The 25961-nt window shown below is 73.2% G+C and carries 17 protein-coding genes and 1 pseudogene; 12 read left to right on the top strand and 6 right to left on the bottom strand.

Translation table 11 applies throughout. The annotated features are described in order from the left end of the window. The first annotated feature begins 409 nt into the window (after positions 1-409). The gene (locus AB0N76_RS25445) at positions 410-1240 is read left to right on the top strand and encodes an IS5 family transposase (protein ID WP_363560654.1); all 831 of its coding nucleotides are present in this window, start codon (positions 410-412) and stop codon (positions 1238-1240) included. A gap of 23 nt (positions 1241-1263) precedes the next feature. On the opposite strand, the gene AB0N76_RS25440 is transcribed toward AB0N76_RS25445, so the two are convergent. Next, positions 1264-1551 carry a hypothetical protein gene (locus tag AB0N76_RS25440; RefSeq protein ID WP_363560652.1) on the bottom strand — a complete coding sequence of 96 codons (288 nt, stop codon included), beginning with the start codon at positions 1549-1551 and terminating at the stop codon, positions 1264-1266. Between the two features lie 391 nt (positions 1552-1942). On the opposite strand from AB0N76_RS25440, the gene AB0N76_RS25435 reads away from it, so the two are divergent. Then, positions 1943-2113 carry a hypothetical protein gene (locus AB0N76_RS25435; RefSeq protein ID WP_363560650.1) on the top strand — a complete coding sequence of 57 codons (171 nt, stop codon included), beginning with the start codon at positions 1943-1945 and terminating at the stop codon, positions 2111-2113. 42 nt (positions 2114-2155) lie between these two features. On the opposite strand, the gene AB0N76_RS25430 is transcribed toward AB0N76_RS25435, so the two are convergent. Further along, positions 2156-3031, bottom strand: a complete 876-nt coding sequence (locus AB0N76_RS25430; protein ID WP_363560648.1) for an NAD-dependent protein deacetylase — start codon at positions 3029-3031, stop codon at positions 2156-2158. Between the two features lie 43 nt (positions 3032-3074). Next, complete coding sequence (locus AB0N76_RS25425; RefSeq protein WP_363560646.1) at positions 3075-3635, bottom strand: AAA family ATPase; 561 nt, start codon at positions 3633-3635, stop codon at positions 3075-3077. Between the two features lie 184 nt (positions 3636-3819). On the opposite strand from AB0N76_RS25425, the pseudogene AB0N76_RS25420 reads away from it, so the two are divergent. Further along, a pseudogene (locus AB0N76_RS25420) lies at positions 3820-4572 on the top strand (RNA-guided endonuclease TnpB family protein); the annotation flags it as partial. Positions 4573-4701: 129 nt separating this feature from the next. Here the strand turns inward: AB0N76_RS25420 and AB0N76_RS25415 are convergent. Beyond that, entirely contained in the window at positions 4702-7797 is a 3096-nt protein-coding gene (locus tag AB0N76_RS25415) for a hypothetical protein (protein WP_363560644.1), read from the bottom strand. A 175-nt stretch (positions 7798-7972) separates the two neighbouring features. Further along, entirely contained in the window at positions 7973-8953 is a 981-nt protein-coding gene (locus tag AB0N76_RS25410) for a helix-turn-helix transcriptional regulator (RefSeq protein WP_363560642.1), read from the bottom strand. Positions 8954-9116: 163 nt separating this feature from the next. On the opposite strand from AB0N76_RS25410, the gene AB0N76_RS25405 reads away from it, so the two are divergent. Beyond that, on the top strand, positions 9117-11492 hold the full coding sequence (locus AB0N76_RS25405) for a tetratricopeptide repeat protein (RefSeq protein WP_363560640.1): 2376 nt from the start codon (positions 9117-9119) through the stop codon (positions 11490-11492). Positions 11493-11567: 75 nt separating this feature from the next. Here AB0N76_RS25405 and AB0N76_RS25400 read toward each other — a convergent pair whose 3' ends face one another. Further along, a complete protein-coding gene (locus AB0N76_RS25400) occupies positions 11568-11939 on the bottom strand; it encodes a hypothetical protein (RefSeq protein WP_363560638.1) in 372 nt (123 codons plus the stop codon). 557 nt (positions 11940-12496) lie between these two features. Between AB0N76_RS25400 and AB0N76_RS25395 the strand changes: the two genes are divergently transcribed. The 8 genes from AB0N76_RS25395 to AB0N76_RS25360 all read left to right on the top strand — a co-directional run bounded on the left by AB0N76_RS25395 (position 12497) and on the right by AB0N76_RS25360 (position 25807). Beyond that, positions 12497-13993, top strand: coding sequence for a sugar transferase (locus AB0N76_RS25395; protein WP_363560672.1), 1497 nt, complete (start codon positions 12497-12499; stop codon positions 13991-13993). A 145-nt stretch (positions 13994-14138) separates the two neighbouring features. Further along, positions 14139-15455, top strand: a complete 1317-nt coding sequence (locus AB0N76_RS25390; RefSeq protein WP_363560636.1) for a nucleotide sugar dehydrogenase — start codon at positions 14139-14141, stop codon at positions 15453-15455. Further along, a complete protein-coding gene (locus AB0N76_RS25385; RefSeq protein ID WP_363560634.1) occupies positions 15445-16710 on the top strand; it encodes a glycosyltransferase family 4 protein in 1266 nt (421 codons plus the stop codon). Before AB0N76_RS25390 ends, AB0N76_RS25385 begins: the two co-directional genes overlap by 11 nt. Continuing rightward, positions 16707-18071 (top strand): Wzz/FepE/Etk N-terminal domain-containing protein, encoded by a 1365-nt coding sequence (locus AB0N76_RS25380; RefSeq protein ID WP_363560632.1) that lies wholly within the window; start codon positions 16707-16709, stop codon positions 18069-18071. The genes AB0N76_RS25385 and AB0N76_RS25380 overlap by 4 nt, the downstream gene beginning before the upstream one ends. Further along, complete coding sequence (locus AB0N76_RS25375) at positions 18068-19651, top strand: Wzz/FepE/Etk N-terminal domain-containing protein (RefSeq protein WP_363560630.1); 1584 nt, start codon at positions 18068-18070, stop codon at positions 19649-19651. The genes AB0N76_RS25380 and AB0N76_RS25375 overlap by 4 nt, the downstream gene beginning before the upstream one ends. Positions 19652-19654: 3 nt before the next feature. Beyond that, complete coding sequence (asnB, locus tag AB0N76_RS25370) at positions 19655-21589, top strand: asparagine synthase (glutamine-hydrolyzing) (protein WP_363560628.1); 1935 nt, start codon at positions 19655-19657, stop codon at positions 21587-21589. Positions 21590-21656: 67 nt separating this feature from the next. Beyond that, positions 21657-23858, top strand: a complete 2202-nt coding sequence (locus AB0N76_RS25365) for a bi-domain-containing oxidoreductase (RefSeq protein WP_363560626.1) — start codon at positions 21657-21659, stop codon at positions 23856-23858. Further along, the gene (locus AB0N76_RS25360; protein WP_363560624.1) at positions 23855-25807 is read left to right on the top strand and encodes an alginate lyase family protein; all 1953 of its coding nucleotides are present in this window, start codon (positions 23855-23857) and stop codon (positions 25805-25807) included. Before AB0N76_RS25365 ends, AB0N76_RS25360 begins: the two co-directional genes overlap by 4 nt. Positions 25808-25961: the final 154 nt, after the last annotated feature.

Below are 25961 nucleotides of genomic sequence, written 5' to 3'. Positions count from 1 at the left end.
GCTCCCCTGCGGGACCCCCCAAGGGCCATCCAGCCGGGGCCGCGGCGTGGGCCTCAGCCCGCCCGGCACGACGGGCCACCCCAACGCCGCTCGGCCCGCCCTCGGGGGCGGACGACGCAGGGCTTTAAAAAAGGCCCTTGCAGATGTGATAGGGCTTCACCAACGGGAGAGGCCATGCCGGGGCTTCGGGCACCCCAGCGGACGGTGGCACGGTTCCATGTCCATGGTGCACGCCCGCTCCGGACGGCGCGGGCGGGTTCGCGCGATCGCCGGCGCGCCGAGGCCGGGGGCTCGGCGCGGGCCTCGGCTTGAACAGCACGACGGCCCCCACGGCGCCCAGCCAGCCCCGGGGCGGACGACGCCGAGTCCAAGAGGTCACCTCATTTGGGCGGCTGAGTAGCTTCCGGGCGTGTCGATTGTGGAGCATCCGATGCCGGACGAGTTGTGGGAGCTGTTCCAGCTGGTGGTGCCAGACGCTCCAATGCCTCCGCAGGATGGTGGTCGGCCGCGATACGGCGACCGGGAGGTGCTGGCGGCGATCGTGTTCGTCGTGACCTCCAGGTGTACCTGGGCCCAGTTGCCGCCCTGCTTCGGCCCCTCCGGGCCGACGGCAGATCGCCGCTTCACCGAGTGGAGCAAAGCCCCGGGTGTGGGCCAAGCTCCACCGCGTCGTCCTCGACGAACTCAGCTCGTGGGGCGAGCTGGACTGGTCGTGCTGCGCGGTCGACTCGGTGAACATGAGGGCCCTCGAAAGGGGGGAGCCGACAGGTCCGAATCCTGTCGATCGGGCAAGTACGGGCCGAAGATCCACCTACTCACCGAACACACCGGTTCACCCCTGTCGGTCGGGATCTCCAGAGCCAACGTCCACGACGGCCAGGCACTGATCCCGCTCGCCGACGGCATCCCGCCCATCAGCTCGCGGCGCGGCCCCCGACGACGCCGACCCGGCAAACTGCACGGCGACAAAGCCTACGACCACTGCTTCATCCGCTCCTACCTGCGACGACGGCAGACCCCGGCCCGCATCGGCCGCCGCAGGGTCGACTCGTCGGCCCGCCTTGCCAGGCATCGCTGGGTGATCGAGAGGACTGTCTCCGGACTCAACGGCTTTCGCCGGCTCCACCGCCGACACGAGCGCAAGGCCGATCACTTCGCGGCCTTCGCCGGCATCGCGGCCGCCCCGATCTGCCACCGCCGACTGGCCAAGGGCGAAGTGGTCCGAAGCTGTCAGCACTGATCGGTCACCGCTCGACGGCGCCTTCAGGAGGCCGCACCCTGAGCTGGGCACTGCCAGTCGGCCGCGTCGATCGCATGGCCCGCCATGTCAGCGAGGTGGAAGCAGTGGCCGTTGGCCCAGACCGTGACCGAATCACGTCGATGCATAACCTGGAAGGGCTCGTCCCCACGCGACGTCCCGGACCAGGAACCATCGGCCGCCGGCGAGTGGGTGACAACAACGAAGGTCTGCTGCCGCTGGATCCGGTAGGTGTCCGCCCAGGGCTCCACGGTCAGCTCCAGCGCCGCTTCATCGTCGTTCGTGATCAGCAACCGCGCAGTTCCCCCGGCGAACATATCCAGTACTTCCCCTTGCCCCTGGGCCTGACCTTGCAGGCACGCGCCCTCCTCGGGCGCACATGACCTGATCCTCACACACGGGATCGGATTCGCCCGCGCCATCCCCCTTGTCTGCCATCGCAGACCCTCCGAACAATATGACTTCCAAGGAGAAGCCTTTGCGGGCGCGATAGGGCGTAACAGGCGCAAGAGGCCGTACCGGGGCTTCGGGGGCCCGTCGGTCGGGGTGGCCGGTTCGCGTCGCGGCCGGATGTGATCGTCGGCGGTCGGGTCGAGTTGCGGGCGGGCGGGGCTCGGGCGGAGATGGGAGGGGGTGGGCAACAGCACCGGACTCGTCCACGGGCCGTCCGGCCGAGGAGGAACCATGTCGCACCACAAGTCGAACAAGGACGTCGAGGGCGATCCCGACACCGGCCACGGCCGCGGCCTGCCACGGCGCCCGGATGAGGCGGAGCTGGAGGAGCGCACCGAGGAGGACCGCGAGGAGGTGGGTCTGCCGCCGGACGGTGAAGCGGCCGACGAGGACGCCGGGTAGGCGACGGGGGCGCGGCCCGCCCGCGCGGGCGGGCCGCGCCGGTCAGGCGGTGTGCAGGAGGCGGGTGGCTTCGGTCATGGCCGGGCCGAGGGGGAGGTCGAGATGGAGGGCGGCGAGGTTGTCGGCGCGGGTGGGGCCCTGGTTGACGATGGCGACGGGCAGGTTCGCGCGGGCGGCGCGGCGGACGAAGCGCAGGCCCGAGAGGACCGTGAGGGAGGAGCCGAGGACCACCAATGAGCGTGCGGCATCCACCAGTTCGTAGCAGTGCTCGACCCGGGGGACGGGCACGTTCTCGCCGAAGAAGACCACGTCCGGCTTGAGCACGCCGCCGCAGTCCGCGCACGGCGCGACCCGGAACCCGGCGACCTGTTCCGGCGCGAGCTGCGCGTCGCCGTCCGGGCGCAGCTCGGCTTCGAGGTGGCGGAAACCCTGGTTCAACTCGTCCAGGCGTTGGTCGAGTTCGGCGCGCGAACTGGTGCGCCGGCAGTCCAGGCAGATCACCCGGTGGAGTCCGCCGTGCAGTTCGACGGCCTCCCGGGTGCCGGCCGCGCGGTGCAGTCCGTCCACGTTCTGGGTGATGACGGCGGTGACGTGCCCGGAGGTGCGCAGCCGTTCCACCGCCCGGTGGCCGGCGTTCGGCCGGGCCCGGGCGAAGGCGGGCCAGCCGGTGTGGCTGCGGGCCCAGTAGCGGCGCCGGGCGGCCTCGCTGCCGGTGAACTCCTGGTAGGTCATCGGGGTGCCCGCGCGGTGGCGGCCGGTGGCGCCGCGGTAGTCGGGGATGCCGGACTCGGTGGACAGGCCGGCGCCGCTGAGCACCACCGCGCCGCGCCGGTCCAGCAGCCGGACGAGCTCCGCGAGGCCCGCCGAGCTGAACGGGCTCTCCGGAGCCTCCGGGGCGGTGGTTTCCGACGCGTCCATACCGCCGAGGGTAACCCCGGGGCCGGAGCACGGCACCGACGGGCTAGGAGCCCGTCGCCGCGAACGCGGCGATCCGCGCCAGGGCCGGCCGCCAGCCCGCCGTGGTGTCCACGACCAGGCAGGGGACGTCCAGCGCGATCGGCTGCCAGGACTCGATCGGCCGCTCCCCCGCCGCGATCCGCCGCAGGTACTCGGCGTCCGCGTGCACGGCCCGGGAGGGCACGGCGGCGGCCCGGTCGGCGATCCGCCGGTGGGCGAGCCCGGGGTCGACGGCGCAGCGCACGATGCGGAGGTCGGCCACGGCCGCGAGCGGCTCCAGGCCCGGGCGCCACAGCCGGTCCTGGAAGGCGGCCTCCGCCACCAGGCTGGTTCCCGCCGCCAGGTGGTCACCGATGACGCGGAAGAACTCGTGCAGCGTCCACAGGTCCGGGTTCCCATCGGTGTGGGTGCCGGTGGCGGCCATCCGCTCCTTGAGCTCGTCCCGGCAGACCGCCGGCCAGCCGAGCGCCCCGGCCAGGGCGTGCGCCAGCGTGGTCTTGCCCGCCCCGGGCGGTCCACTGACGGCGACCAGCGTCGGACGGCCGGTCCTGCCTCGTGAGGTCATCTGATGCCTCCAAGGAAGCCCCGGCCTTGAGGCCGGGGAGGAATTGGATCACCCGCGTAGAGGTCAGGAGTGGCCGAGTCGCGGTCAAGGCGGTCCGGCGTCTCGTAAGGTGATCATCCGTCATGTTGTCACAAGCAGCGGTGTCAGTGTGTGATCCATGGCGACCACTCACGTGAAGCGGGCGTTCAAGTCCCGGAAGAAGTCCCGCCGGTCTGCCGAGTACACCAGTTCGGCGTTCCGGTTCCGGGGCGGCCGACTGACCTTGGCGAAGATGACCGATCCGCTGGACATCGTGTGGTCGCGTCCGATTCCGGAGGGCGTTTCCCCGTCCACGGTGACCGTCTCGCAGGACGCGGCCGGGCGCTGGTTCGTCTCGATGCTGTGCGAGGACCGGCCGACCGTGCCGGCGCCGGTCAATGCTGCCGTGGGTATCGACGCAGGGATCACCAGCCTGGTGACGCTCTCCATCGGAGAGAAGATCACCAACCCGAGGCATGAGGGCAAGGACCGGGAACGCCTCGCCAAGGCCCAGCGGGATCTTTCCCGCAAGGCCAAGGGTGACGGCGCCAACCGGGCCAAGGCCCGGCTCAAGGTCGGGAAGGTCCACGCGCGGATCGCCGACCGGCGCAGGGACTTCCTGCACAAGCTCACCACTCGACTCGTCCGCGAAAACCAAACGATCGTGATCGAGGATCTGACCGTCCGGAACATGCTCGGGAACCGGAAGCTCTCCCGAGCCCTCGCGGACGCGAGCTGGACCGAGCCGCGGTCCATGCTGGAGTACAAGGCCGACTGGTACGGGCGTGAGCTCGTGGTCATGGACCGCTGGTTCCCCTCGTCCAAGCTGTGCTCGGCCTGCGGCACCCTGCAAGGCAGGATGCCGCTCAACGTCCGCGAGTGGACGTGCGCCTGCGGAACGACCCACGAAAGGGAGGTGGCGGGCGGCGGCGGAACGGCGCGGAATCCCGTGGCTTGACATCCTCCCTGCCCTGAAGGGCCGGGGTAGCGGGGCACCGGTGTACGGGGCGGGCCCGGGTGGTGGCCCGGGCCCGCGTGGTGCCGGTGATCAGGACTTCGCCGGGGACCCGCCGTCGGCCGGCGCATCGGCCTTGCCGCCCTGGTTCAGCAGGCCGCCGAGGATGCTCGGGTTGGCGGCGCCGGCGGCCGCCCCGGCCGGTGTCCGTTTGGCGGCGGCCTCGGCTGCGATCTTGGCCATCTTCTCCAGGTGTTCGGTGGCGGTCTTCATGGCCTCCTGAGCACGTTCACCGGCCGCCTTGTCGTTGCCGGCGGCGGCTTCGATGCCCTTGGTGAGCACCTGGCTCATGCTGTTGAGGCCGCTCATGTCGCGGAACAGGTTCGCGGTGGCGATGGCCTGCGCCGCTTGCAGGCCGGTCGGGTCGGGCATCGCCGCCGGCGGCGTGAACCTCGCCTCGGAAGCACCCAGGCCGGCCACCGTGACGTCGAGGTTCTGGGCGCGCGTTCCGGTGGCGACCGGCGCGATGTCGGCCGGGGTGATCTGGATGGGCGAGTCCTTCCAGTTCCAGAACCGGGTGAGGTCGATCTTCTCGGCCGAGTTGGCCCGGCCCAGTACGGCCTCGGCGAAGACGCCGTTGGTGGCGATGGCGATCGTGTTGGTCACCGGCGTCCCGAAGGTGTTGTCGCCGGGCTGGCGGGCCTTGGTCCACGCGTCCCGTTCCTGCTCGCTGCCGAAGTTCCACCGGAAGCCGAGGTAGTTGCCGGTGGCGGCGATCGGCTTCGGGTCCAGCAGCGTGCCGAGCAGGACCGGCGCGGCGTTCGAACCCGCTGGCGTGTACGAGTAGTTGGCGAGGATGCGGCTGAGCGTCAACTCGTCGGCGTTGGCCCAGACGGCCTGGCTGTAGTGGCGGCGGTTGTCGTTCAGGTGGTCCAGGACCGGCTGCGGCACGTTCCCGCCGCGGACGTGGAAGCCGAGCGACGCGAGGTAGGTGCGGTTGCCGGACTTCACCGTCGAACCGAACAGCCCGCAGATGGCGGCGCCGCCGGCGTCCTCGCTCAGGTCCGGCGCGGCTGAGGTGGTCTCGGCGATCCCGAGGTTGACCACGCCCGAGGTCATCGTCAGGCGCAGCCCGGCGAGGCTGCCGCGGGCGGCCGTGCCGGACCAGGCGTCGACGGAGAGCAGCTTGTCGGCGGCTCCGAAGGTGTGGGACGCGCGCTGCTGCACGCCGGAGCCGCCGGTGTCGCCGCAGCGGAAGGTGTGGCCCGGGAAGACCACCTGGAGGCTGCGGATCCCGAACTCGTCGTACCAGACGTCGATCTTGGACGCGTAGGGGGAATCGGTCTTCGGCGGGACGTCGAACGGGATCGGCGTCTCCCGTGGCGCGGTGAACAGTCGGAGGAGGTGCCCGGTGTTCAGAAGGGCCCAGTACTCGCCGCCGACGGACGAGACGACATCCACGATCACGGGGACCCCGGCGAAGTACTTGGGGGCGGTCCACGTCGTCGCACCAGCCTCCACCACGAGGGCCTTCCCGTCGGCCGTGATGCCCCAGAGCACGCCGTCAGGCCCGGCGGACAGCCGCTGCACGTTCGGCGCCGGGGTCCGCTCCACCCAGGTGGTGCCGCTGCGCTCCCAGGTCCGCCCCTCCCGGCAGTACCACACCTTGTTCTTGCCGACGATGGCGACGTCGTCGGCAAGGGTGGTCGTGTCGTGCGATAGGCCGTTCGGGTCGCGGTAGTGGAGCGCATTGCCCGTGCCGATGAGGTAGAGCGTGCCGTCCGAGCCGCAGGCGAGGCTCCGCCCCACCCAGCCCTGCGGGTCGGGCCGCCAGGTCGTCCCGTCGAACTGCACGAGAAAGCCGTCGGCCCTGAGCGCCCACACGGTGTTCTTGCCCGGTGCGATGCGGATCAGCTCGCTGCCCAGTCCGTTGGTGGACAGCGGGTTCCACTGCCGGGTCACCGGATCGAACCGGACCGGGCTGCCGTCGGACCTGCGCACCCCGTACACGCCCATGGCCGAAGCGGCGATGTCGACCAGGTCCACCCCGTCGAACACCTGGGGAACCGACGGCGTCTCAGGGGCGGAGCACGCGTCGAGCTTGCGCACGGTGGTGTCGAACGGGTTGGCGGCCCGGATCTTCGCCGCCCACTCGGTCGGCGCCACCGACGCGAGCACCTCCTTGTACCGCTGCAGGGTGGTGGCGTTGAAGGTGAGCTCCTGCAGCGGGATGAACAGGCAGCGTTCCAGCTTGGTCGGCTTGGTCGTCACGCTGTAGACCTGAACGACCTCGTAGTACTGCACCGACATCGCGTGCATGTGGTTGTAGTTGGTGACGACCCGGGTGAGGACCTTCTCCTTCTCCGACTGCGTCGTCTCGCGCACGACCGTCATGTTCCGGCTGCGGGCCGCGGTCGCCAGCTGCTGGGTCCGCGCGCTGATCCGCTGCGTCGCGTCGTTCGCGACCGACATCACGCCGGTCGAGCGCGACACCGCCGTCGTGAAGCCCGAGTTCGACGACTCGCCCCAGTTGGCGCCGCCGCTGATCACGCCGAGCGAGGCTCCGAAGCTGCCGCCGGAGCTGGACGACTTGCTCGACTGGGACGTCCGGGACGTGCCGTACTGCTCCTCGCGGGCGATCGCGTTGGCGACTTCGCTGATCGACCGGCTCTGGTCGGTGGTGCCGGACAGCGTGTCGTTCTCGGACGTCGCCTCGGTGCCGGTGGCCTTGGTGCTGCGCTGCCAGTCGACGACCGCGACCTTGGTGCTCTCGCCGGGCGCGAGTGCCAGGCTGTGCAGCAGCCGGCCGAGTGTGACTCCCTGGGCCGACCAGGTCTGCTCGGTCGTGACGATCATGCCCTCGGCCGGGCGGTCGTAGAACGGGAGGTTCTCCTCGCCGAGGTCGATGGCGCCGGTCAGCTTGCGCGCCGGCTTCGCTCCGGGGATGTCGGTGAGCACCACCGAGCGGTACCGGACGATCTCCGTCGGGTAGTTGCCGGTGGTCGGCAGCAGGTCCTTCGGCGTCGCGCCGTCGAGCATCGCCTTGTCGACTTCGAACTTGGGTGACGTACTCGCCGGGGTCGCCGGGGCCGTCGTACTCACCGGCGTCGTCGTGGTGGTCGTGGTCGTCGTGCTCGTGACCGGTGTGGTGGCAGGTGTTCCGGTGCTCGGGGTACTCGGGGTGGTCATCACGATTCCCGTCTGCGCAAGAGGCGAGGGGGATTCCGACATGGTCGCCAGGACTTGGAGCGCCCGGCCCATGGGCGAATGACGCCTTCCGGATCACTTGAAAGTACACAGCCCGTTCACAACAGCCGCACACTTTGCCGAAGTTGGCCAGAACCCGTGCCCGGCTCCGCAGCTCTCACACAGTGCGGCTCCGGAACCCGTCGACCACGGTGCAGTCGTGCCTCGAACTCGGCCAGCGGAAGGTGATCTGGTCCTGGATGTCCAGGGGCCTGGCGTCGTACAGCGCGAAGACGGTCAACCGGGTGCCGTCCGTGGTCTCGTCGCGGATGGGCCGGTACCGGTTCCCGGCCGTGTCCCGGACGGTGATGGGGCCGGGGCCGGCATCCGCGAGCACCAGGGTGACGATCAGCGTGTCCCCCTCGGCGACCGGACTGCCGACCGGCAACGACTCGCCGGTGCTGGTGGCCCCGCCGGGCGGGGCGGCGGCCACCCGGTCACCGCCCCGGCCGAGCGAGCCGCACGCGCCCGGCGTCCGGGCACCGGCCGGGAAGGCCTGCCGGTCCCCGACGGCGGTGTCCGGCCCGCCGGGGACCGGGGTGGCGGCCAGGGGCAGGTCCAGCAGGACGGCGAGCAGACAGCCGACCGACAGAACAGGCCACCGGAGGCGCCGCCGGGTGGAGCGGCACGCGAATCGACGGGTGGAGCGGCGGACGGACAGGTGCGGCCCCGTCCGGTCCGGCTCCCAGGACTCCTGTGGTGCCGCCACCCGCGGTGCCACGTCCGGCGCGGGCGGCTCGGCGGCGGCGTGCGGCACCGGCGCGGACGCCGCCGGCGGCACCGGTGGTTCGGGCGACTGCTGGCACACCTGGATGCGCTGCCAGGCGGATCGCCAGCGCGCGACTCCGTCGGCGGGCACGCCGAAGGCGGCGGCGAGGGCCAACACCCGTTCCAGGGGCGGGAGACGGCTCCGCTGCGGGTTGAGGTCCCCGGAGAGGGTGCTGCGCGGCAGACCGGTCCGGCGTTCGAGTTCGCGCAGTGACGGATCGCCGGACCACGCCTTGACGGCCCGGACCAGGCACACGAACTCCTGCGGTGTGGCCGCTTCGCCCGGATCGGGCATCGTCGCCGGCTCCCCGGCCCTGTCCCGCTCGGTCATCCGCCCCCCTTGAGTGATCGGTTCGATCGGTTGATCGTGGCGTCTGCGCCGCGGACCATCCTGGCCAACCCCGACTGATCACTCCATGGCGTCCGCTTGGCGTTCTAGGATGATCTGTTGTCAGGAGCCCGTCAGGGTTCTGCTTCGGGGGGCGGAGACGATCGTGTCGGGGGACTTCGGAGAGCTGCTGCGCCGCCATCGCTACGCGACCGGGTGGACCCAGGAGGAACTCGCGGAACGGTCGGGCGTCTCGACGCACGCGATCAGCGTGCTGGAATCGGGCCGGCGGCGGCCCCGACTGTCCTCGGTGGCGCGGCTGGCCACGGCCCTGGGGCTGGACCCGGCCGACCGCGACCGGCTGCTCTCCGCCGCACGCGGCGAGCCGGCGGCGGAGCCGGAGCGCCCGGACGGACACGTGGTGCCGCGGCTGCTGCCGTACGCCGTCCCGGACTTCACCGGACGGCGCGGCGAAGTGGAGCGGCTGCTGGCCCTGGCCGCCGGAGCGGGCGGCGGCCGGGCGCGTCCGCTGGTGATCTCGGCCATCGACGGCATGGCCGGAGTCGGCAAGACCGCGCTGGCCGTCCACGTCGGGCACGCGCTCGCCGACCGCTTCCCGGACGGACAGCTCTTCGTGGACCTGCGCGGTTTCACCCCGGGCCAGCGGCCGCTGGAACCGGGCGCGGCGCTGGCGAGCCTGCTCCGGGCGGTCGGTGTCAGCGAGAACGCGCTGCCGTCGCGCACCGAGGAGCGCACCCGGTTGTGGCGCAGCCGGGCGGCGGGAAGGCGGTACCTGGTGGTGCTGGACAACGCCGTCGACGCCGAGCAGGTCCGCCCGCTGATCCCCGGCGGCCCGCGCTGCCTGGTGCTGGTGACGTCCCGGCGACGGATGCCCGCGCTGGACGGGGCGGTCAACGTCTCCCTGGACGTACTGGACCACGAGGAGGCCGTGGCGCTGTTCGCCCGAGTGGCCGGCCCGGACCGGGTCGCGGGACACGGCGCCGCCGTGGACGAGATCGTCGCGCGGTGCGGCAGACTGCCGCTGGCGCTGCGGATCGCCGCCGCCCGGCTGGCCCACCATCCCGCCTGGACGCCGGTGGAGTTGCTGCAGCGGATCCGGCGGCCCCAGCGGCTGCTGACCGAGCTCTCCGACCACGACCGGAGCGTCGCGGCGGCCTTCGTGGAGTCCTACCACTCCCTCTCCGGCACCCAGCGGCGCGCGTTCGGGCTGGCCGCGCTCCATCCCGGCGAGGACGTCACGCCGCACGCCCTGGCCGCTCTGGTCGAGGCTACGCCGGACGAGGCCGAGGGGCTCCTGGAGTCGCTCCACGACCACCACCTGCTGATCGAGCACACGGCCTTCCGGTACACCTTCCACGACCTGCTGCGCACCTTCGCCGGTGAACTGATCGCCCGGGAGGCGTCCGAACCCGTCCGGCGGGCCGCGCTGATCCGGCTGTTCGACCACTACCGTCACACCGCCGCCTCGGCGATGGACCGGCTGGCTCCGCTGGAGCGGCACCACCGACCGGGGCCGGGCGCGCCCGGCGGCACCCCCGTGGTGTTCGCCGACCGGGCGGACGCGACGGACTGGCTGGTCCGGGAGCAGGACAACCTGCTGGCCGTCGTCCGGCACGCCGCCGACGCCGACCTGCCGGAGTACGCGACGGACCTGCCGGCGATCCTCTGGCGCCACCTCAAGCGCCACCTGCCCGCCCGGGAGGCGCTCGGGCTGGGGCTCGGCGCCCTGCGGGCCGCCCGGCAGCTCGGCAGCGCGGCCGGTGAGGCGGCCGCCCTGCGGCAGCTCGGGCTGGTCCGGTACCAGCTCGGCGAGTTCGCACAGGCACTCGACCTGCTCCACCGGGCCCTGGAGATCCAGCAGCGCACCGGCAACCGCCCCGGCGAGGCCCACGTCCTGGCCAACCTGGGCCTCACCCTGACCCGGATGGGCCGCCTGGAGGAGGCCCTCGACCACCACCGGCGGGCGCTGCGGCTCAGCCGGGAGATCCCCGAGCCGGCGGTCGAGTCGATCGCCCTGACCAATCTGGGGCCCACGCTGACCAGGCTCGGCCGGCTGCCGGAGGCCCTGGAGCACCACCGGGAGGCGCTGGAGTTCCACCGGCGCGCCGGAAACCGGCTCGGCGAGGCCATCGCGCTCAATCAGCTCGGCGAGCACCAGCAGCGGCTGCGCCGCCATCCGGAGGCCCTCGACCTCTACCAGGAGGCCCTGGAGCTGCACCGCGACCTCGGTGACACCTTCGGCCAGGCCGAGTCGCACACCCTGCTCGGCGAGGCCCTGCTGGCGCTGGACGCTCCGGCGAGCGCCCTCCGGCACTTCCGGGCCGCGATCGAGCACCTGCCGCACACCGGTGAGCGGTACAACCTCGGCCGCGTCCACGTCGGGCTGGCGCGCACCCACCGGCGCCTGGGCGAGCCCGGCACCGCCCGGATCCACGCCGAACAGGCCGTCGAGATCCACACCGCGCTGGACATCCCGGAGGCGGCCGAGGCCCGGGCCCTGCTCGACTCGCTGCCGGAGTGACCCGCCCGGCCGGGGTACCGGGCGGGCGGGAGCGGCTCCCCCGACGCCGCTCCCGCCGCATTCACGCCGACCCGGTCAGTTGATCAGGCCGCACGCCCAGGTGTTGTTGTGGGCGGTATCGATCAGGCACGCCTGCAGGCTCTGGCCCGGTCCGTCGTAGTACCACGCCGACGGGTCGCTGCTGGGGGTCGCGCCGGCGGCGCCCAGCCACTTCCAGGCGTTCCGGTCGAAGACCCCGAACAGGCAGTGACCGGGGTTGGCCGTCGGGATGATCCGCATGTATTCGTGGTGGTCGCCCCCGAGTTGGATGTCCTCGACTGCCTCACAGCCGCCGGTGCCGAACCAGTTCTGCGGAGTCGCGCTCGCGGTCCCGATCCCGAACACGCCGAGCGCCGCGGTCGCGACAGCGGCGGCGGCGACGCGCTGCACGGTCCTGGTGATTCGCATGGTGCTCCTTCGAAGAGTCGATTCCGCCCCGGGAACGGTGCCGGGGCCACTCGAACCTCAGCAGTCCGCCGGGCAGCCGAACAAGCGGTCGAACGGCACCTCGGACGGTCCCGGACGGTCCCGGACACCCTCGGACGTCGTCGGACGTCCCCGGACACCCTCCGGACGGCCCCGAGAAACTCCAGTAACACCAGCCACAATGACCACCTGAAATCCCAGGAATCCCACCCGGCACCGGGCGGAAGATCGCTCTTCAGATATCGAGCACCCGTTTCAGACATCGCCCCCTCTGGATGGCCCCGATGCTCTAGATTGATTTTCGCTTCGCACCGCCGGGCGTGGAGCGGCCAATGACCATCTACAGCAGCGGCGCCGTGGACAGTGTTCACGTGACGCCGTGCCAGGCGGCATGCCATTCGGGGGGAGGCGGGGCCTCCCGGTGGTGGAACAGCGCGGCACGGGAGGCGGGGCCTCCCAAGGGGAGGAACAGGGCGGGAGGCGAGAGCCTTCCGGGGGGAGGAACCGTGTGGAGCGAACACGTCGAACCCACTGCCGACCTGGAGCGGGCCGTTAAGCAGGGGGAGGGAGAATTAGTCAACCCGTTTCTCCCGACGCGGGGGCGTCGGATCAACGGGAGAATCGGTCGACCGTCGACCGATTGGGAGCAACAGTACCGCCGTGCGGTTATCATCACCGATACTGCGGCCACCGCCTTTGTGGTGGCGGCGATAGGAAGCTTCTTCGGGGTTAGGGACGCCGCCAACTGGCACGAGAAATGGGGAATTCTCGCCTTCGGCACCGAGCTGTTGGTGCTCGGTTCCCTGGCGACCACCCGGTCGTGGGCCGCGGCCGTGCTCGGCCAGGGCGCGGAGGAGTTCCGCCGGCTCGGACGCTCGCTGTTCGCGGCGGCCGTCGTGCTGGCGCTCGGCGGGATCGCCCTGAGCTCGCACAACATCAAGCTCTGGATCTTCGTCGCGATCCCCGCGATCACGCTGGTCACCATGACCGAGCGTTATCTGCTGCGCCTGTGGCTGCACAAGCAGCGCAAGGAGGGGCGGTGCCTGCGCCCGGTGCTCGCGGCCGGGAGCCCGGCCACCATGCGTGACCTGATCGCGCGGACCCGCAAGTTCCCGCACCTGGGCTGGCGGATCGAGGCGGTGTGCACGCCGTACGGCCTCGGTCACCTCCAGGACCGGCTGGACGGGGTGCCGGTGGTCGGGCGGCTGACGGACGTGGCCAACCACGTCCGCCGGGACGGCTACCGGGTGGTCGCGGTCACCCCGGACCCGCACTGGTCCCCGGACCGGCTGCAGCGGCTGGCCTGGAACCTGGAGGGCGGCGACGCCGAGATGGTGGTGGCGCCCGTGCTGATGGAGGTGGCCGGCCCGCGGCTGCACGTCGACGCGGTGCTCGGGATCCCGATGCTGCGGGTCAGCATGCCGACCTTCACCGGCGGCCCACGGGCGGTCAAGGAGGTCGTCGACCGGCTGGGCGCCGCCGTCCTGCTGGTGCTGTTCTCGCCGCTGATGCTGCTGGTCGGGCTGCTGGTGCTGATGGACAGCCGGGGCGGCGCGTTCTACCGGCAGCACCGGGTCGGCAAGGACGGCCGGCAGTTCACCCTGGTCAAGTTCCGCACCATGGTCGCCGGGGCGGACCGGGCCCGGGCCGAGCTGGCGGACCGCAACGAGGGCGCCGGCCTGCTGTTCAAGCTGCGCCGCGACCCCCGGGTGACCAGGGTGGGCGGGGTGCTGCGCCGGTACTCGATCGACGAGCTGCCGCAGCTGCTGAACGTGCTCACCGGCTCGATGTCGCTGGTCGGTCCGCGGCCGCCGCTGCCGGAGGAGTCGGCCGCGTACGGCCCGGACATCCGGCGGCGACTGCTCGTCAAGCCCGGGCTCACCGGCCTGTGGCAGATCAGCGGACGCAGCGACCTCCCGTGGGAGGAGGCGGTCCGGCTCGACCTGCGGTACGTGGAGGACTGGTCGCTCGCCCTGGACGCGGTGATCCTCTGGAAGACCCTGCGCGCGGTCATCCACGGGCAGGGGGCCTATTGATGCACGGGGCCGATTGATGCGCGGGGCCAAGTGATGCGCGGGGGGCGCTGACGCCCCGCAGGGGGCACTGATGCCCGGCGGGGCATCGACCGAACGAGGCGTGGACGGCAGGTCACAAGGGCCTGTCCGAGGGGAGGAACGGTTCATGAGGGTCAGTGTCCTGGGGCTCGGTTACGTGGGCTGCGTGTCGGCCGCGTGCCTGGCCAGCCTGGGTCACGAGGTCATCGGGGTGGACGTCAGCCAGGTGAAGGTCGACCTGGTCAACGACGGCAAGGCCCCGGTGGTCGAGGAGCGGATCGGCGAGCTCATCGCCGAGGTCGTGCGGACCGGAGCGCTGCGCGCCACCACCGACGTCCGCGAGGCGATCGCGGGCAGCGAGGTGTCGCTGATCTGCGTGGGCACGCCGTCGGAGCCGAACGGCAGCCTGTGCACCACCTACCTGGAGCGGGTGACCGAGCAGATCGGCGCCGCGGTGGCCGAGCGGGGCGGGCGGCAGACCGTCGTGTTCCGCAGCACCATGCTCCCGGGCACCTGCCTCGACCTGCTGGTGCCGATCCTGGAGAAGTTCGCGGACGCCGACGCCGGCGTGGAGTTCGGGGTCGCGGTCAACCCCGAGTTCCTGCGCGAGGGCACCAGCGTGCGGGACTTCTTCGACCCGCCGAAGACCGTCATCGGCCAGCTCGACGCGGCCAGCGGCGACGTCGTCGCGGCGCTGTACGAGGGGCTGCCCGGCGAGGTGTTCCGGGTGCCGGTCCCGGTGGCCGAGGCGATCAAGTACGCGGACAACGCCTTCCACGGCCTCAAGATCGGCTTCGCGAACGAGCTCGGCGCGGTCTGCCGGGCGCTCGGGGTGGACTCGCACCAGGTGATCGACGTCTTCCTGGCCGACCACAAGCTGAACATCAGCCCCGCCTACCTGCGGCCCGGCTTCGCCTTCGGCGGTTCCTGCCTGCCCAAGGACCTGCGGGGTCTGGTCCACGCGGCGCGGCAGGCCGACGTCGCGGTGCCGATCCTCTCGCATGTGCTGCCCTCCAACGCCGAACACCTCCAGCGCGCGGTGGAGTTGGTCGAGCGCACCGGCAAGCGGCGGGTCGGCCTGTTCGGCCTCTCCTTCAAGCCGGGCACCGACGACCTGCGCGAGAGCCCGCTCGTCGAGCTGGCCGAGCGGCTCTTCGGCAAGGGCTACGACCTGCGGATCCACGACCCCAACGTGAACCTCTCGCGGCTGCTCGGCGCGAACCGCGAGTACATCGAGAACCGGCTGCCGCACCTCGCGCAGCTGCTCACCGACTCCGTGGACGAGGTGCTCGGCCACGCCGAGGTGTGCGTGGTCGGGACCAAGGACCCGGCCGTGCTGGCGGCGCTGCCGCACGACGGCAGCCGGGTGATCGTCGACCTCGTCCACCTGCCCGACGCCGCCGCGCGCCGGACCGAGCCGGGGTACGTGGGCCTTGCCTGGTGACGCTGCGGCGGGCGACGGCCGGGGCCGTCGTGCGCTGATCCTGGTGGAGAACCTGTCGGTGCCGTTCGACCGGCGGGTGTGGCAGGAGTGCACCACGCTGCGCGACGCGGGCTGGACGGTGGACGTCATCTGCCCGCGGGGGACCAAGCGGGACACCGAGCCGGAGGCGGTGATCGACGGGGTCCGGATCCACCGGTACCCGTTGCGCGCCGCCACCGGCGGCCCGGCCGGCTACCTGCAGGAGTACGGCTCGGCGCTGTGGCACACCGCCCGGCTGGCCCGCCGGGTCGGCCCGGTCGACGTGGTGCACGCCTGCAACCCGCCGGACCTGCTGTTCCTGCCCGCGCTGTGGCTGAAGCGGCAGGGCGCCCGGTTCGTCTTCGACCAGCACGACCTGGTGCCCGAGCTGTACCTCTCCCGGTTCGACCGCGGCGAGGACCTGCTCTACCGCGGCGTGTGCGCGCTGGAGCGGTGGACCTACCGGGCGGCGGACATCGTGCTCGCCACCAACGAGAGCTATCGGGACGTCGCGGTGCGCCGCGGCGGCCGCCGCCCGGAGGACGTCTTCGTGGTGCGCAGCGCGCCGGACACCGAGCGGTTCCGGCCGGTGCCGCCCGAGCCGGAGCTCAAGCGCGGCAAGCCCCATCTGCTGTGCTACCTGGGCGTGATGGGGCCGCAGGACGGCGTCGACTACGCGCTGCGGGCGCTGGCGAAGCTGCGTGACGAGGTCGGGCGGACCGACTGGCACGCGGTGTTCGTGGGCGGCGGCGACACCTTCGACGCGATGGTGGCGCTGTCCCGGCGGCTCGGGCTCGCCGACCAGGTGGAGTTCACCGGTCGGGTCCCGGACGCCGACCTGGTGCGGTACCTGTCCTCCGCGGACGTGTGCCTCTCCCCCGACCCGCGCAATCCGCTCAACGACGTGTCGACCATGAACAAGGTCCTGGAGTACATGGTGATGGGCCGGCCGATCGTCTCCTTCGACCTGCGCGAGGCGCGGGTGTCGGCCGGGGACGCCGCCGTCTACGCGCCCGCGAACGACGAGAGCCGGTTCGCGGAGCTCGTAGCGGAGCTGCTGGACGATCCGGAGAAGCGGGCCCTGATGGGCAAGGCCGGCCAGGAGCGGATCAACGGGCCGCTCGCCTGGCGGAACTCCCAGCGCGCGCTGCTCGACGCCTACGCCGCCGCCTGCGCCGGCCGCGCGCCGGTGTCGGTCGGCCGCCCGGGCCGGGCCGGGAAGAGGCCGCGCCGTTGAGCGACGAAGCAATACGCCTGGTCACGATCGGCCGGATCCTGCGTCGGCGCTGGCGGCTGCTGGCCGTCCTCGCCGTGGCGGGGGCGCTGGTCGGTTACGGCGCCTCCCTGCTGCTGCCGCCGAAGTACACCACCTCGGCCTCGGTGCTGCTGCCGGGGGCGTGGCAGGAGCGCGAGCTGATGACCCAGGCGCAGATCGTGACGAGTTCGGTGGTCCTCGACCGGGTGGCCGCCGAGCTCGCCAAGACCGGGGCCGTCGGGGGTGACCTGCGGGACCGGGTCACCGCCACGGCCGCGGACGGCAACATCATCAAGATCTCGGGGACGGGCGACACCCCGGAGCAGGCGCAGCGGATCGCCGACCAGGCGGCCCAGCAGTTCGTCGCGTTCGCCGCCCGGATCGCGAGCGACGCCGCCGATCCGCAGGCCTCGCAGCCCGAGGCGGTGCGCCAGTTGGTGGCGCAGGCCAGCAAGCGCATCACCGATCTGGCGGACTCGGCGAATCCGGGCCAGACCGTGGAGAGCGTGCAGGCCCGTACCGAGCTGGCGAAGCTGCGCACCGCATTGCAGGAGGCGGTCGCCAAGCTGGACCAGGCCGATCCGGCGGCCGGCAAGGCCCGGATGGTGGTGATGGGGGCGGCGGCCCGGCCGACCGCCGAGGCGCCGCCGACGAAGGTGCAGCTGGTCGCGGGCGGGGCGCTGTCGGCGGTGCTGGCCGCAGTCATCGGCCACCTCTCCGCGGCGCGGGTGAGCCGCCGGCTGCGCGGTGGGCCGGAGATCGCCGCGGCGCTGGGTTCGGTGCCGCTGGGCACCGTCGACGTGCCGGCCGAGCGGCGCGGGTTCCGGCCGCAGGGTCGCGGGCCGCGGGCGCTGCTACGCCGGCTGCTGGGCCTCGACGTCCGGTGGGACCTGCCGGCCCCGCACGCCTCGGGTGACGAGGCCGACCGGCAGGTCCGCCACCAGCGGGTGTGCGCCCGGCTGCGCGAGCGACTGCCGGCCCCCCGGGGGCTGCTGGTCCTGGTGCCGGACGGCGACGGGGCGGCCGGGCGGGCCGCCGAGCTGCTGGCGGCCGAGGCGGGGGACGACCTGCCGCTGCGGGTGGTGGGGGTGTCGACGGCGCGGCCGCTGGTGCCGGACCGCGCGGAGGAGTCCGGTGCGGTGGTCGTGCTGAGCGCGGGCACCTGGACCGACGGGGAGCTGGCCGGCATCGCCGAGGCGTGTGCGGAGGCCGGGCACGAGGTGGTCGGCACGGTGATCGCCGCCACCGTCCGGGCCTCGCCCGGGCGGGCGGCCGGCCGCCGCAAGGAGAGCCCCGAGCCGGTGCTCGCGGTCGGCCACGAGACGGGGAGAGGCACGGAGTGACGACGAGTACGACGCCGGAGCCGCCGGCCACCGCTCCGCTGGTGGACCTGCGGGCGCTGGTGGTCGCGGTGCGCAGGCGGCGACGCTTCTGGTGTTGCCTGGCCCTGATCGGTCTGCTGGCCGGGACGGCGGCGGCGGTGCTGCTGCCGGCGCCGCCGAGCGCGGTGACCACCGTGCTGGTCGCGCACCAGGCGGACCAGCCGAACGATCCTGGGACGCTTATCCGCACCGACGCCGCCCTGCTGCAGACGGTGGGGATCGCGGGCGCGGCGCTGAAGTCCCTCGGGTCCGCGGAGAAGCCGGCGGACCTGCTGCCGGACTACACGGCCCTCGGCCTGACCAACAACCTGCTGCAGATCACCGTGAAGGGCAGCACCGAGGCGGAGGCGGTGGCCCGGGCCAAGGCGCTGGCCGAGGCCTTCGTCGCGGACCACGTGCGGCGGATCAACGAGACCGCGGACGCCGAGGCGAAGTCCCTGCTCGACCAGCGGGACCGGATGCAGGCGGAGCTCAACCAGGTCAACAAGGATATCGGGGACACGCCGCAGCAGAGCGGGGCGAAGACCTCCGCGCAGCTGGAGGCGCTGTACGCCAGCCGGGCCGAACTCACCTCGCGGATCGCCGACTTCGGCCGGCGGGCCGGGGAGGCGCACCTCGGCACGCCGCGGCTGATCGCCGGCACCCAGATCGTGGACGCCCCGCACGCGGTGAAGGTGTCCCGGAAGAAGACCGCCGCCACCGACGCGGCGATCGGGGCGGTGCTCGGTCTGGTCGTCGGGCTCACGGTGGCCGCGGTGGGCGCGGTGGTGGCGGACCGCCCGGTGCTGCGCCGGGACGTCGCGGAGAACCTCGGCGCCTCGGTCCTCGCGGAACTGCGGCCGGTCCCCCGCCGGACGGTCGGCCGCTGGCAGCGCGCCCGGACCCGGGCGGCCCGGGAGCGGCTCACCACCACCCTGGCGCGCACCGTGCGCGGCTCGGCGGAGCCGGTGTCGCTGCTGGACCTGGGCAGTGCGCGGACCACGGTCGCGGTCGCCCTGGACCTCGCCGCGGCGCTGAAGGAGCAGGGACCGGTGGTCGTCGTCGACGGTCTGCCGGGCCGGCAGCTGGCCAAGCTCCGCCCGGGGCCGGAGGGCCCGACCGTGGTCCGCGGCGACCAGGCCGCGGACAGGCCGGACGGGCCAGTCGGGCCGGACGAACCAGCCGGGTCGGACGGGCCGGACGGTTCGGACGGGACGCGCCGGATCGGCGTCGGCTCGGTGGCCCCCGGGACGGCCTGGACCGACCTGCGCCACCTCGGCACCCGGACGGTGCTGGTGGTGCGGGCCGGGCGGAGCAGCGCGGCCTGGCTGCACACCGTGGCGCGGCAACTCGCCGACCAGCGCATCCCGGTGATCGGCGTGGTGCTGGTCGACCCGGACCCGCGCGACCGGACCGACGGCACGCTCTGGGACGGGCCGCACCCGGTGACCCGCGGCCGGTTCGAGTGGCCGTCCCGGCGCAGCGGCCCGGGCCGGCGGCGGACGGGACTGACGACGACGTGGACCGCGAGGGTCCCCGACAGCGACCAGGAGGTGCGGTAGCACATGTGTGGCATCGCGGGTACGTACCGATGGCCGGACGGGAAGGCCGTCACCGACCTGCTCACCGAGACCCTCGCCCACCGCGGCCCGGACGGGTCGGGCCGGTACAGCCACCCCGTCGGCGACGGGGAGGTGCACCTGGGGCACCGGCGGCTGGCGATCGTCGACCTGTCGCCGACCGGCGCCCAGCCGATGGTGTCGGACGGCCTCGTCCTGACGTACAACGGCGAGCTGTACAACGCTCCCGAGCTGCGGGCCGAGCTGGTGGCCGCCGGGGTGCGCTTCCGCGGCACCTCCGACACCGAGGTGCTGCTGGAGGCCTGGCGGCGCTGGGGCACGGACTGCCTGCCCCGGCTGCGCGGGATGTTCGCGTTCGGGGTGTTCGACGAGCGGACCGGCGAGCTGACGCTGGTCCGCGACCAGCTCGGGATCAAGCCGCTGTTCCTGGTCCGGCGCGGCGAGGGCCTGGTGTTCGCGTCCGAGCTGAAGGCGCTGGCCGCCGCCACCGGCGGCTCGCTGGAGGTGGATCCCGGGGCGCTGGTGGCCTCGCTGCTGTACTACTGGGTGCCGGACTCGCGGTGCGCGTTCCGCGAGGCGGAGAAGCTGCCGCCGGGCAGCTGGCTGCGGGTGCGGCCGGACGGCCGGGTGGACCGCGGCCGGTTCTGGCACCTGCGGGAGGTCGCCGCCGAGGGCCGGGAGCGGGCCCGGGCCGGCGAGCGGCCGGACCTCGCGGCGATCGTCGAGGAGTCGACCCGGCGGCACCTGCTGTCGGACGTGCCGGTGGCGACCTTCCTGTCCGGCGGGCTGGACTCCAGCTACCTGACCGCGCTGGCGGCCCGCGAGCGGCCCGGGATCTCCGCCTACACGATCGGGTTCCGCGCCGAGGACGCCAGGTTCGAGGCGATGCCGGACGACCTGCGCTACGCCCGGCAGGTGGCCGCGCGGTTCGGCGTCGACCTGCACGAGATCGAGATCGCCCCGGACGTGCTCGACCTGCTGCCGCGGATGACGTACCACCTGGACGAGCCGATCGGCGACCCGGCCGCGATCAACACCTTCCTGATCTGCACGGCCGCCCGGGAGGCCGGGGTCAAGGTGATGCTGTCGGGGATGGGCGCCGACGAGCTGTTCGCCGGCTACCGCAAGCACCTGGCGAACCAGCTGGCGGTGCGCTACCAGCGGGTGCCGCGGCCGCTGCGGCGCGGCCTGTCGGCGGCCGTGAACCGGCTGCCGGTCGCCACCGCCAACCGGGGGTTCCGCTCGGTGCGGTTCGCGAAGCGGTTCCTGTCCTTCGCCGACCTGCCGGAGGAGACCGCGTTCCGGCGCAGCTACACCATGTACGACCGGGGCGAGCTGCTGGACCTGCTCGATCCGGACCTGGCCGGCACCGTCGACGACGTGCTGACCGAGCACGCGGACACCTACCGGGACAACGACCTCGACGACTTCGTCAACCGGATGTGCCTGGGGGACGCCCGGATGTTCCTGCCGGGCCTGAACCTCGCGTACACCGACCGGTCGAGCATGGCCGCGTCGACCGAGGTGCGGGTGCCGTACGTGGACGTCGAGGTGGTCCGGGCGGCGTTCGCGGTGCCCGGCGACCGCAAGATCGTCGGACGGCAGGGGAAGGCCGTGCTCAAGGAGGCGGCCACCTCGGTGCTGCCCCGGGAGATCGTGTACCGGCCGAAGGGGCTGTTCAGCGCCCCGCTGCGGGCCTGGATGAGCCGGGACCTGGCGCCGCTGGTGCGCGAGGTGGTGAACGACGGCGTGCTGGTCAACTCCGGGCTGCTGCGCCGCGACGCGCTGGCGCGGATGGTCGCCGAGGACGCCGCCGGGCAGCAGGACTACTCCAAGCACCTGTGGCACGTGCTGACCCTGGAGTACTGGTACCGCGGCGCGACCGCCGGCTCCGACCGGGGCGCCCGGGCGACGGCGTAGCACCCGCTCGACGGCCTGACGGCCTCACCGCATGACGGCTTGACGCATAGACACAAGGGGACTTCCGGTGAAACAGGTTGTGCAGAACTACAAGAGCGGTGAGCTGGCGGTGCTCGACGTGCCGGAGCCGGGGTGCAAGCCCGGCGGGGTGCTGGTGCGCAGCGCGTTCTCGCTGATATCCACCGGGACCGAGCTCATGAAGGTGTCCGAGGCCGGCATGTCGATGCTGGGCAAGGCCCGGTCCCGTCCGGACCAGGTGGCCAAGGTGATGCAGAGCGTGGCCACCAACGGGCTGCCCGCCACCTACCGCAAGGTGATGGGCAAGCTGGACTCCTACACGCCGCTGGGCTACTCGCTGTGCGGGGTGGTCGAGCAGGTCGGCGCCGGGATCGACGACGTGAAGGTCGGCGACCTGGTGGCCTGCGCGGGCAACGAGCACGCGCTGCACGCCGAGCTGAACTGGGTGCCGAAGAACCTCTACACCCCGGTGCCGGACGGCCTGGCGCCCCGGCACGCGGCCTTCGGCACCGTCGGGTCGATCGCGCTGCAGGGCGTGCGGCAGGGCGAGCCGCAGCTCGGCGAGGTGGCGCTCGTGATCGGCCTCGGACTGATCGGCCAGCTGGTGGTGCAGCTGCTCACCGCGGCGGGCGTGCGGGTGGTCGGCGCCGACCCCGACCCCTCGCGCTGCGAGCTCGCCGAGCGGCTGGGCGCCGCGGCCGCGGGCGATCCCGGGTCCGCGGCGGTGGAGGCCGCCGTCGCCGAGCTGACCGACGGTCACGGCGTGGACCAGGTGTACCTGGCGGCCGGCGGCGGCAGCAACCAGCCGGTGGAGCTGGCCGCGCACCTGGCCCGGGACCGCGGCCGGGTGATCGACATCGGCAAGTGCCGGCTGGACCTGCCGTGGAACGCGTACTACGAGAAGGAGCTGGACGTCCGGTTCTCCCGCTCCTACGGCCCCGGGCGCTACGACCCGGAGTACGAGCTCGACGGGCGGGACTACCCGATCGGCTACGTGCGCTGGACCGAGCGCCGCAACCTCGCCTGCTTCCTCGACCTGCTCGCCCGCGGCCGGGTCGACGTGGACCCGCTGATCTCGCACATCGCCGACTTCGAGGACGCCGTCGAGACGTACCGGCGGCTGAAGGACGGCGAACTGAAGGCCGTCGCCGTGCTGTTCCGCTACCCCGAGGCCGAGGACCGGGGCGAGGCGCCGGCCCCGACGCTGGCGGTGCCCGCCGTGCGGCGCGCCGAGCGGCCGTCCGCGCCGGCCCGGCCCGCCGGGTCGCCGGTGCGGCTGGCGTTCGTCGGCGCGGGCAACTACGCGACCTCGATGCTGCTGCCGCACCTGGCCGGGCGCGACGGCGTCGAGCTGTCCACGGTCGTCACCACCACCGCGCTGTCCGGGGCCAACGCGCAGCGGAAGTTCGGCTTCGGCCGGGCGACCACCGATCTCGACGCGGTGCTCGGCGACGACTCGGTCGACGCGGTGTTCGTGGTCACCCGGCACAGCTCGCACGCCGAGCTGACCCGCCGGGCGCTGCTGGCCGGCAAGACGGTGTTCGTGGAGAAGCCGCTGGCCCTCACCGAGGAGGAGCTGGCCGGGGTGCTCGCGGCGGTGGAGGAGTCCGGCAACGACCGCCTCCAGGTGGGCTTCAACCGCCGGTTCGCGCCGCTGCTGCGGGAGGCCCGGGAGAAGTTCGGCGTCCGGACCGGTCCGGCGAACCTGCGCTACCTGGTCAACGCGGGCCGGCTGCAGCACGGCAGCTGGTACCTCCAGCAGGACGCCGAGGGCTCCCGGTTCGCCGGCGAGGGCGGCCACTTCGTCGACACCGCGAGCTGGCTGCTGGACGCCGACCCGGTGTCGGTGTACGCGGTCGCCCCGGCCGGCAACGAGGACCTCCAGGTGGTGCTGCGCTACCCGGACGGCTCCACCGCCACCATCAGCTACCTGACCACCGGCGCGTCCGGCTTCCCCAAGGAGACGCTGGACCTCGTCGCGGACGGCAAGGTGCTGAAGCTGGACGACTTCGTCCGCGCCTCGGCGTATTTCGAAAGCACAGCCGGGAAGAAGAAGTGGGTCAGCTCGCGGCTGCCGAAGGCCCGGGACAAGGGGCAGGAGGCCGAACTGGCCGCGTTCGTCCGGGCGGTGCGGACCGGCGGGCCGATGCCGGTGCCGCTGGAGTCGCTGGTCGCCACCACGGCGGCCACCCTCGCGGTGCAGAGCGCCCTGGTCGGCGGCGCGCCGGTGACCCTGGCGAGGGCGCGATGACGATGAGTCCGGGCTGGTACCTGCGGCGGCTATCCCGGATGGGGCCGCAGGAGGTCGGCGGCCGGGTGGGCGACGCGCTGCGCCGGCGCCGGTGGCGGTCGGCGCCGCCGGCGGACTGCCCGCCGGTGCCGGACCCCCGGTTCACCGCCGTGCTGCCCGCCGGGGCACTCGCCGCGGTGCCCGCGGACGCCGCGAAGCGGCTGGTCGCCGAGGCGGACCGGCTGCTGGACGGGCACGCCGAGTTCTTCGGGGTGGCCCGGGACGACCTGGTCGACCCCGACTGGTGGCTCGACCCGAAGACCGGGCGGCGGGCGCCGGCCGGCTACGCCTTCGACGTGCCGTACCGCAGCGAGGACGCGGTCGGCGACATCAAGCAGATCTGGGAGCCGTCCCGGCACCAGTACCTGACGGTGCTCGCCGCCGCCTACGCGCTCACCGGGGACGACCGGTACGCCGAGCGGGTGGCCGGGCACCTGCGGTCCTGGTGGGCGGCCAACCCGCCGCTGCGCGGCGTGCACTGGATCAGCGGCATCGAGCTGGGCATCCGGCTGCTGTCCTGGGTGTGGGTGCGCCGGCTGCTGGACGGCTGGCCGGGCGCGGCCGAGCTGTTCGAGCGCAACCCGGTGGCGCTGAACCAGATCTGGCACCACCAGCGCTGGCTGGCCGCGTTCCCCAGCCGGGGGTCCTCGGCGAACAACCACGTGATCGCCGAGACCGCCGGGCAGTTCGGCGCGGCCTGCGCGTTCGACTGGTTCCCGGAGTCGGCGCGCTGGAGGTCCGTCGCGCTGCGCTCGCTGGAGCGGCAGCTGCGCGCCAACACCTTCCCGTCCGGCCTCAACCGCGAACTGGCCACCGAGTACCACGGGCTGGTCCTGGAGCTCGGCCTGGCCGCGGTCGCCGAGGCGGACGCGGCGGCCCTGCCCGTCCCGCCGACCGTCCGGCTGGTCCTGCTGCGGATGACCGACGCGCTGGCGGCCGTCGTCGACAACCGGCTGCGGCCCCCGCGCCAGGGGGACGCGGACGACGGGCACGGCCTGGTCCTGGACGGCGCGGGCACCGACCGCTGGGGCTCGCTGCTGGCCACCGGGGACGCCGTGTTCGGCCGCCTCCCCTGGTGGCCCGAGGTGCCCGGCACCGACGTCCGCACCCCGCTGCTGGCCGCGCTGGTCCGGCCGTACGGGAAGGGCGGCACGGTGACCCGCCCGGCCGCCCGGCCGGCCCACTTCGCCGACGCCGGCCTGACCGTGCTGCGCGGCCCGGAGGAGATCTGGGTCCGCTGCGACGGCGGCCCGCACGGGTTCCTGTCGATCGCCGCGCACGCCCACGCGGACGCGCTGGCCGTGGAGGTCCGGCACGACGGGGTCGACGTGCTGGCCGACCCGGGGACGTTCTGCTACCACGGGCAGCCCGAGTGGCGGCGGTACTTCCGCTCCACCCTGGGCCACAACACCCTGGAGCTGGACGGCGTCGACCAGTCCCTCTCCGGCGGCCCGTTCCTGTGGATCCGGCACGCCCGCAGCCGCGTCCTGGCCGCGGACACCGCCGCCCCGGGGGTGGCCCGCTGGAGCGCCGAGCACGACGGCTACCAGGAGTCGACGCACCGCCGCCGGGTGGAGCTGACCGCCGCGACCCGGGAGCTGCGGATCGTCGACGAGGTGCGCGGACCGCGCCGGGCCGTCCGGCTGGCCTTCCACCTCGGCCCGGCGGTCACCGCCGAGCTGACCGGCAGCCGGGCGGTGCTGACCTGGACCCGGGACGGCGAGCCCCGGTCCGCGGTGCTCGACCTGCCCGGGGAGCTGTCCTGGTCGGCCCACCGTGCCGAGAACGACCCGCCGCTGGGCTGGTACTCGGCCGGCTTCGGCCGCAAGGAGCCCGCCACCACGCTGGTCGGCACCGGCTCCACCGACGGCGCGCAGGGCTTCACCACCGTGCTCGGATTCCAGGAATAGGGGGGCGGGAGCGGGTGGGGATCAGGAGAGGACACCGGGGGGTGGCGGCAGCGGCGCTGGCCCTGCTGCTGGCGGCCGGCTGCACCGGCACGCCGGACACCCCGGCGGAGCCGACCGCCGCACCGCCGTCCGGGCCGCCGTCCGGGCCGCCGGC

It is taken from the genome of Kitasatospora sp. NPDC093806 (genome assembly GCF_040683335.1).
Lineage (GTDB): Bacteria > Actinomycetota > Actinomycetes > Streptomycetales > Streptomycetaceae > Kitasatospora.
This window is presented reverse-complemented; position numbering and strand designations above follow the sequence as displayed.

What these genes read in the sequence shown, in the direction of transcription:
- asnB (WP_363560628.1), top strand. Translation starts at nt 19,655, where the DNA reads ATGTGTGGCATCGCGGGTACGTACCGATGGCCGGACGGGAAGGCCGTC.
- AB0N76_RS25425 (WP_363560646.1), bottom strand. Translation starts at nt 3,635, where the DNA reads ATGACCTCACGAGGCAGGACCGGCCGTCCGACGCTGGTCGCCGTCAGT.
- AB0N76_RS25390 (WP_363560636.1), top strand. Translation starts at nt 14,139, where the DNA reads ATGAGGGTCAGTGTCCTGGGGCTCGGTTACGTGGGCTGCGTGTCGGCC.
- AB0N76_RS25415 (WP_363560644.1), bottom strand. Translation starts at nt 7,797, where the DNA reads ATGACCACCCCGAGTACCCCGAGCACCGGAACACCTGCCACCACACCG.
- AB0N76_RS25400 (WP_363560638.1), bottom strand. Translation starts at nt 11,939, where the DNA reads ATGCGAATCACCAGGACCGTGCAGCGCGTCGCCGCCGCCGCTGTCGCG.
- AB0N76_RS25435 (WP_363560650.1), top strand. Translation starts at nt 1,943, where the DNA reads ATGTCGCACCACAAGTCGAACAAGGACGTCGAGGGCGATCCCGACACC.
- AB0N76_RS25360 (WP_363560624.1), top strand. Translation starts at nt 23,855, where the DNA reads ATGACGATGAGTCCGGGCTGGTACCTGCGGCGGCTATCCCGGATGGGG.
- AB0N76_RS25430 (WP_363560648.1), bottom strand. Translation starts at nt 3,031, where the DNA reads ATGGACGCGTCGGAAACCACCGCCCCGGAGGCTCCGGAGAGCCCGTTC.
- AB0N76_RS25410 (WP_363560642.1), bottom strand. Translation starts at nt 8,953, where the DNA reads ATGACCGAGCGGGACAGGGCCGGGGAGCCGGCGACGATGCCCGATCCG.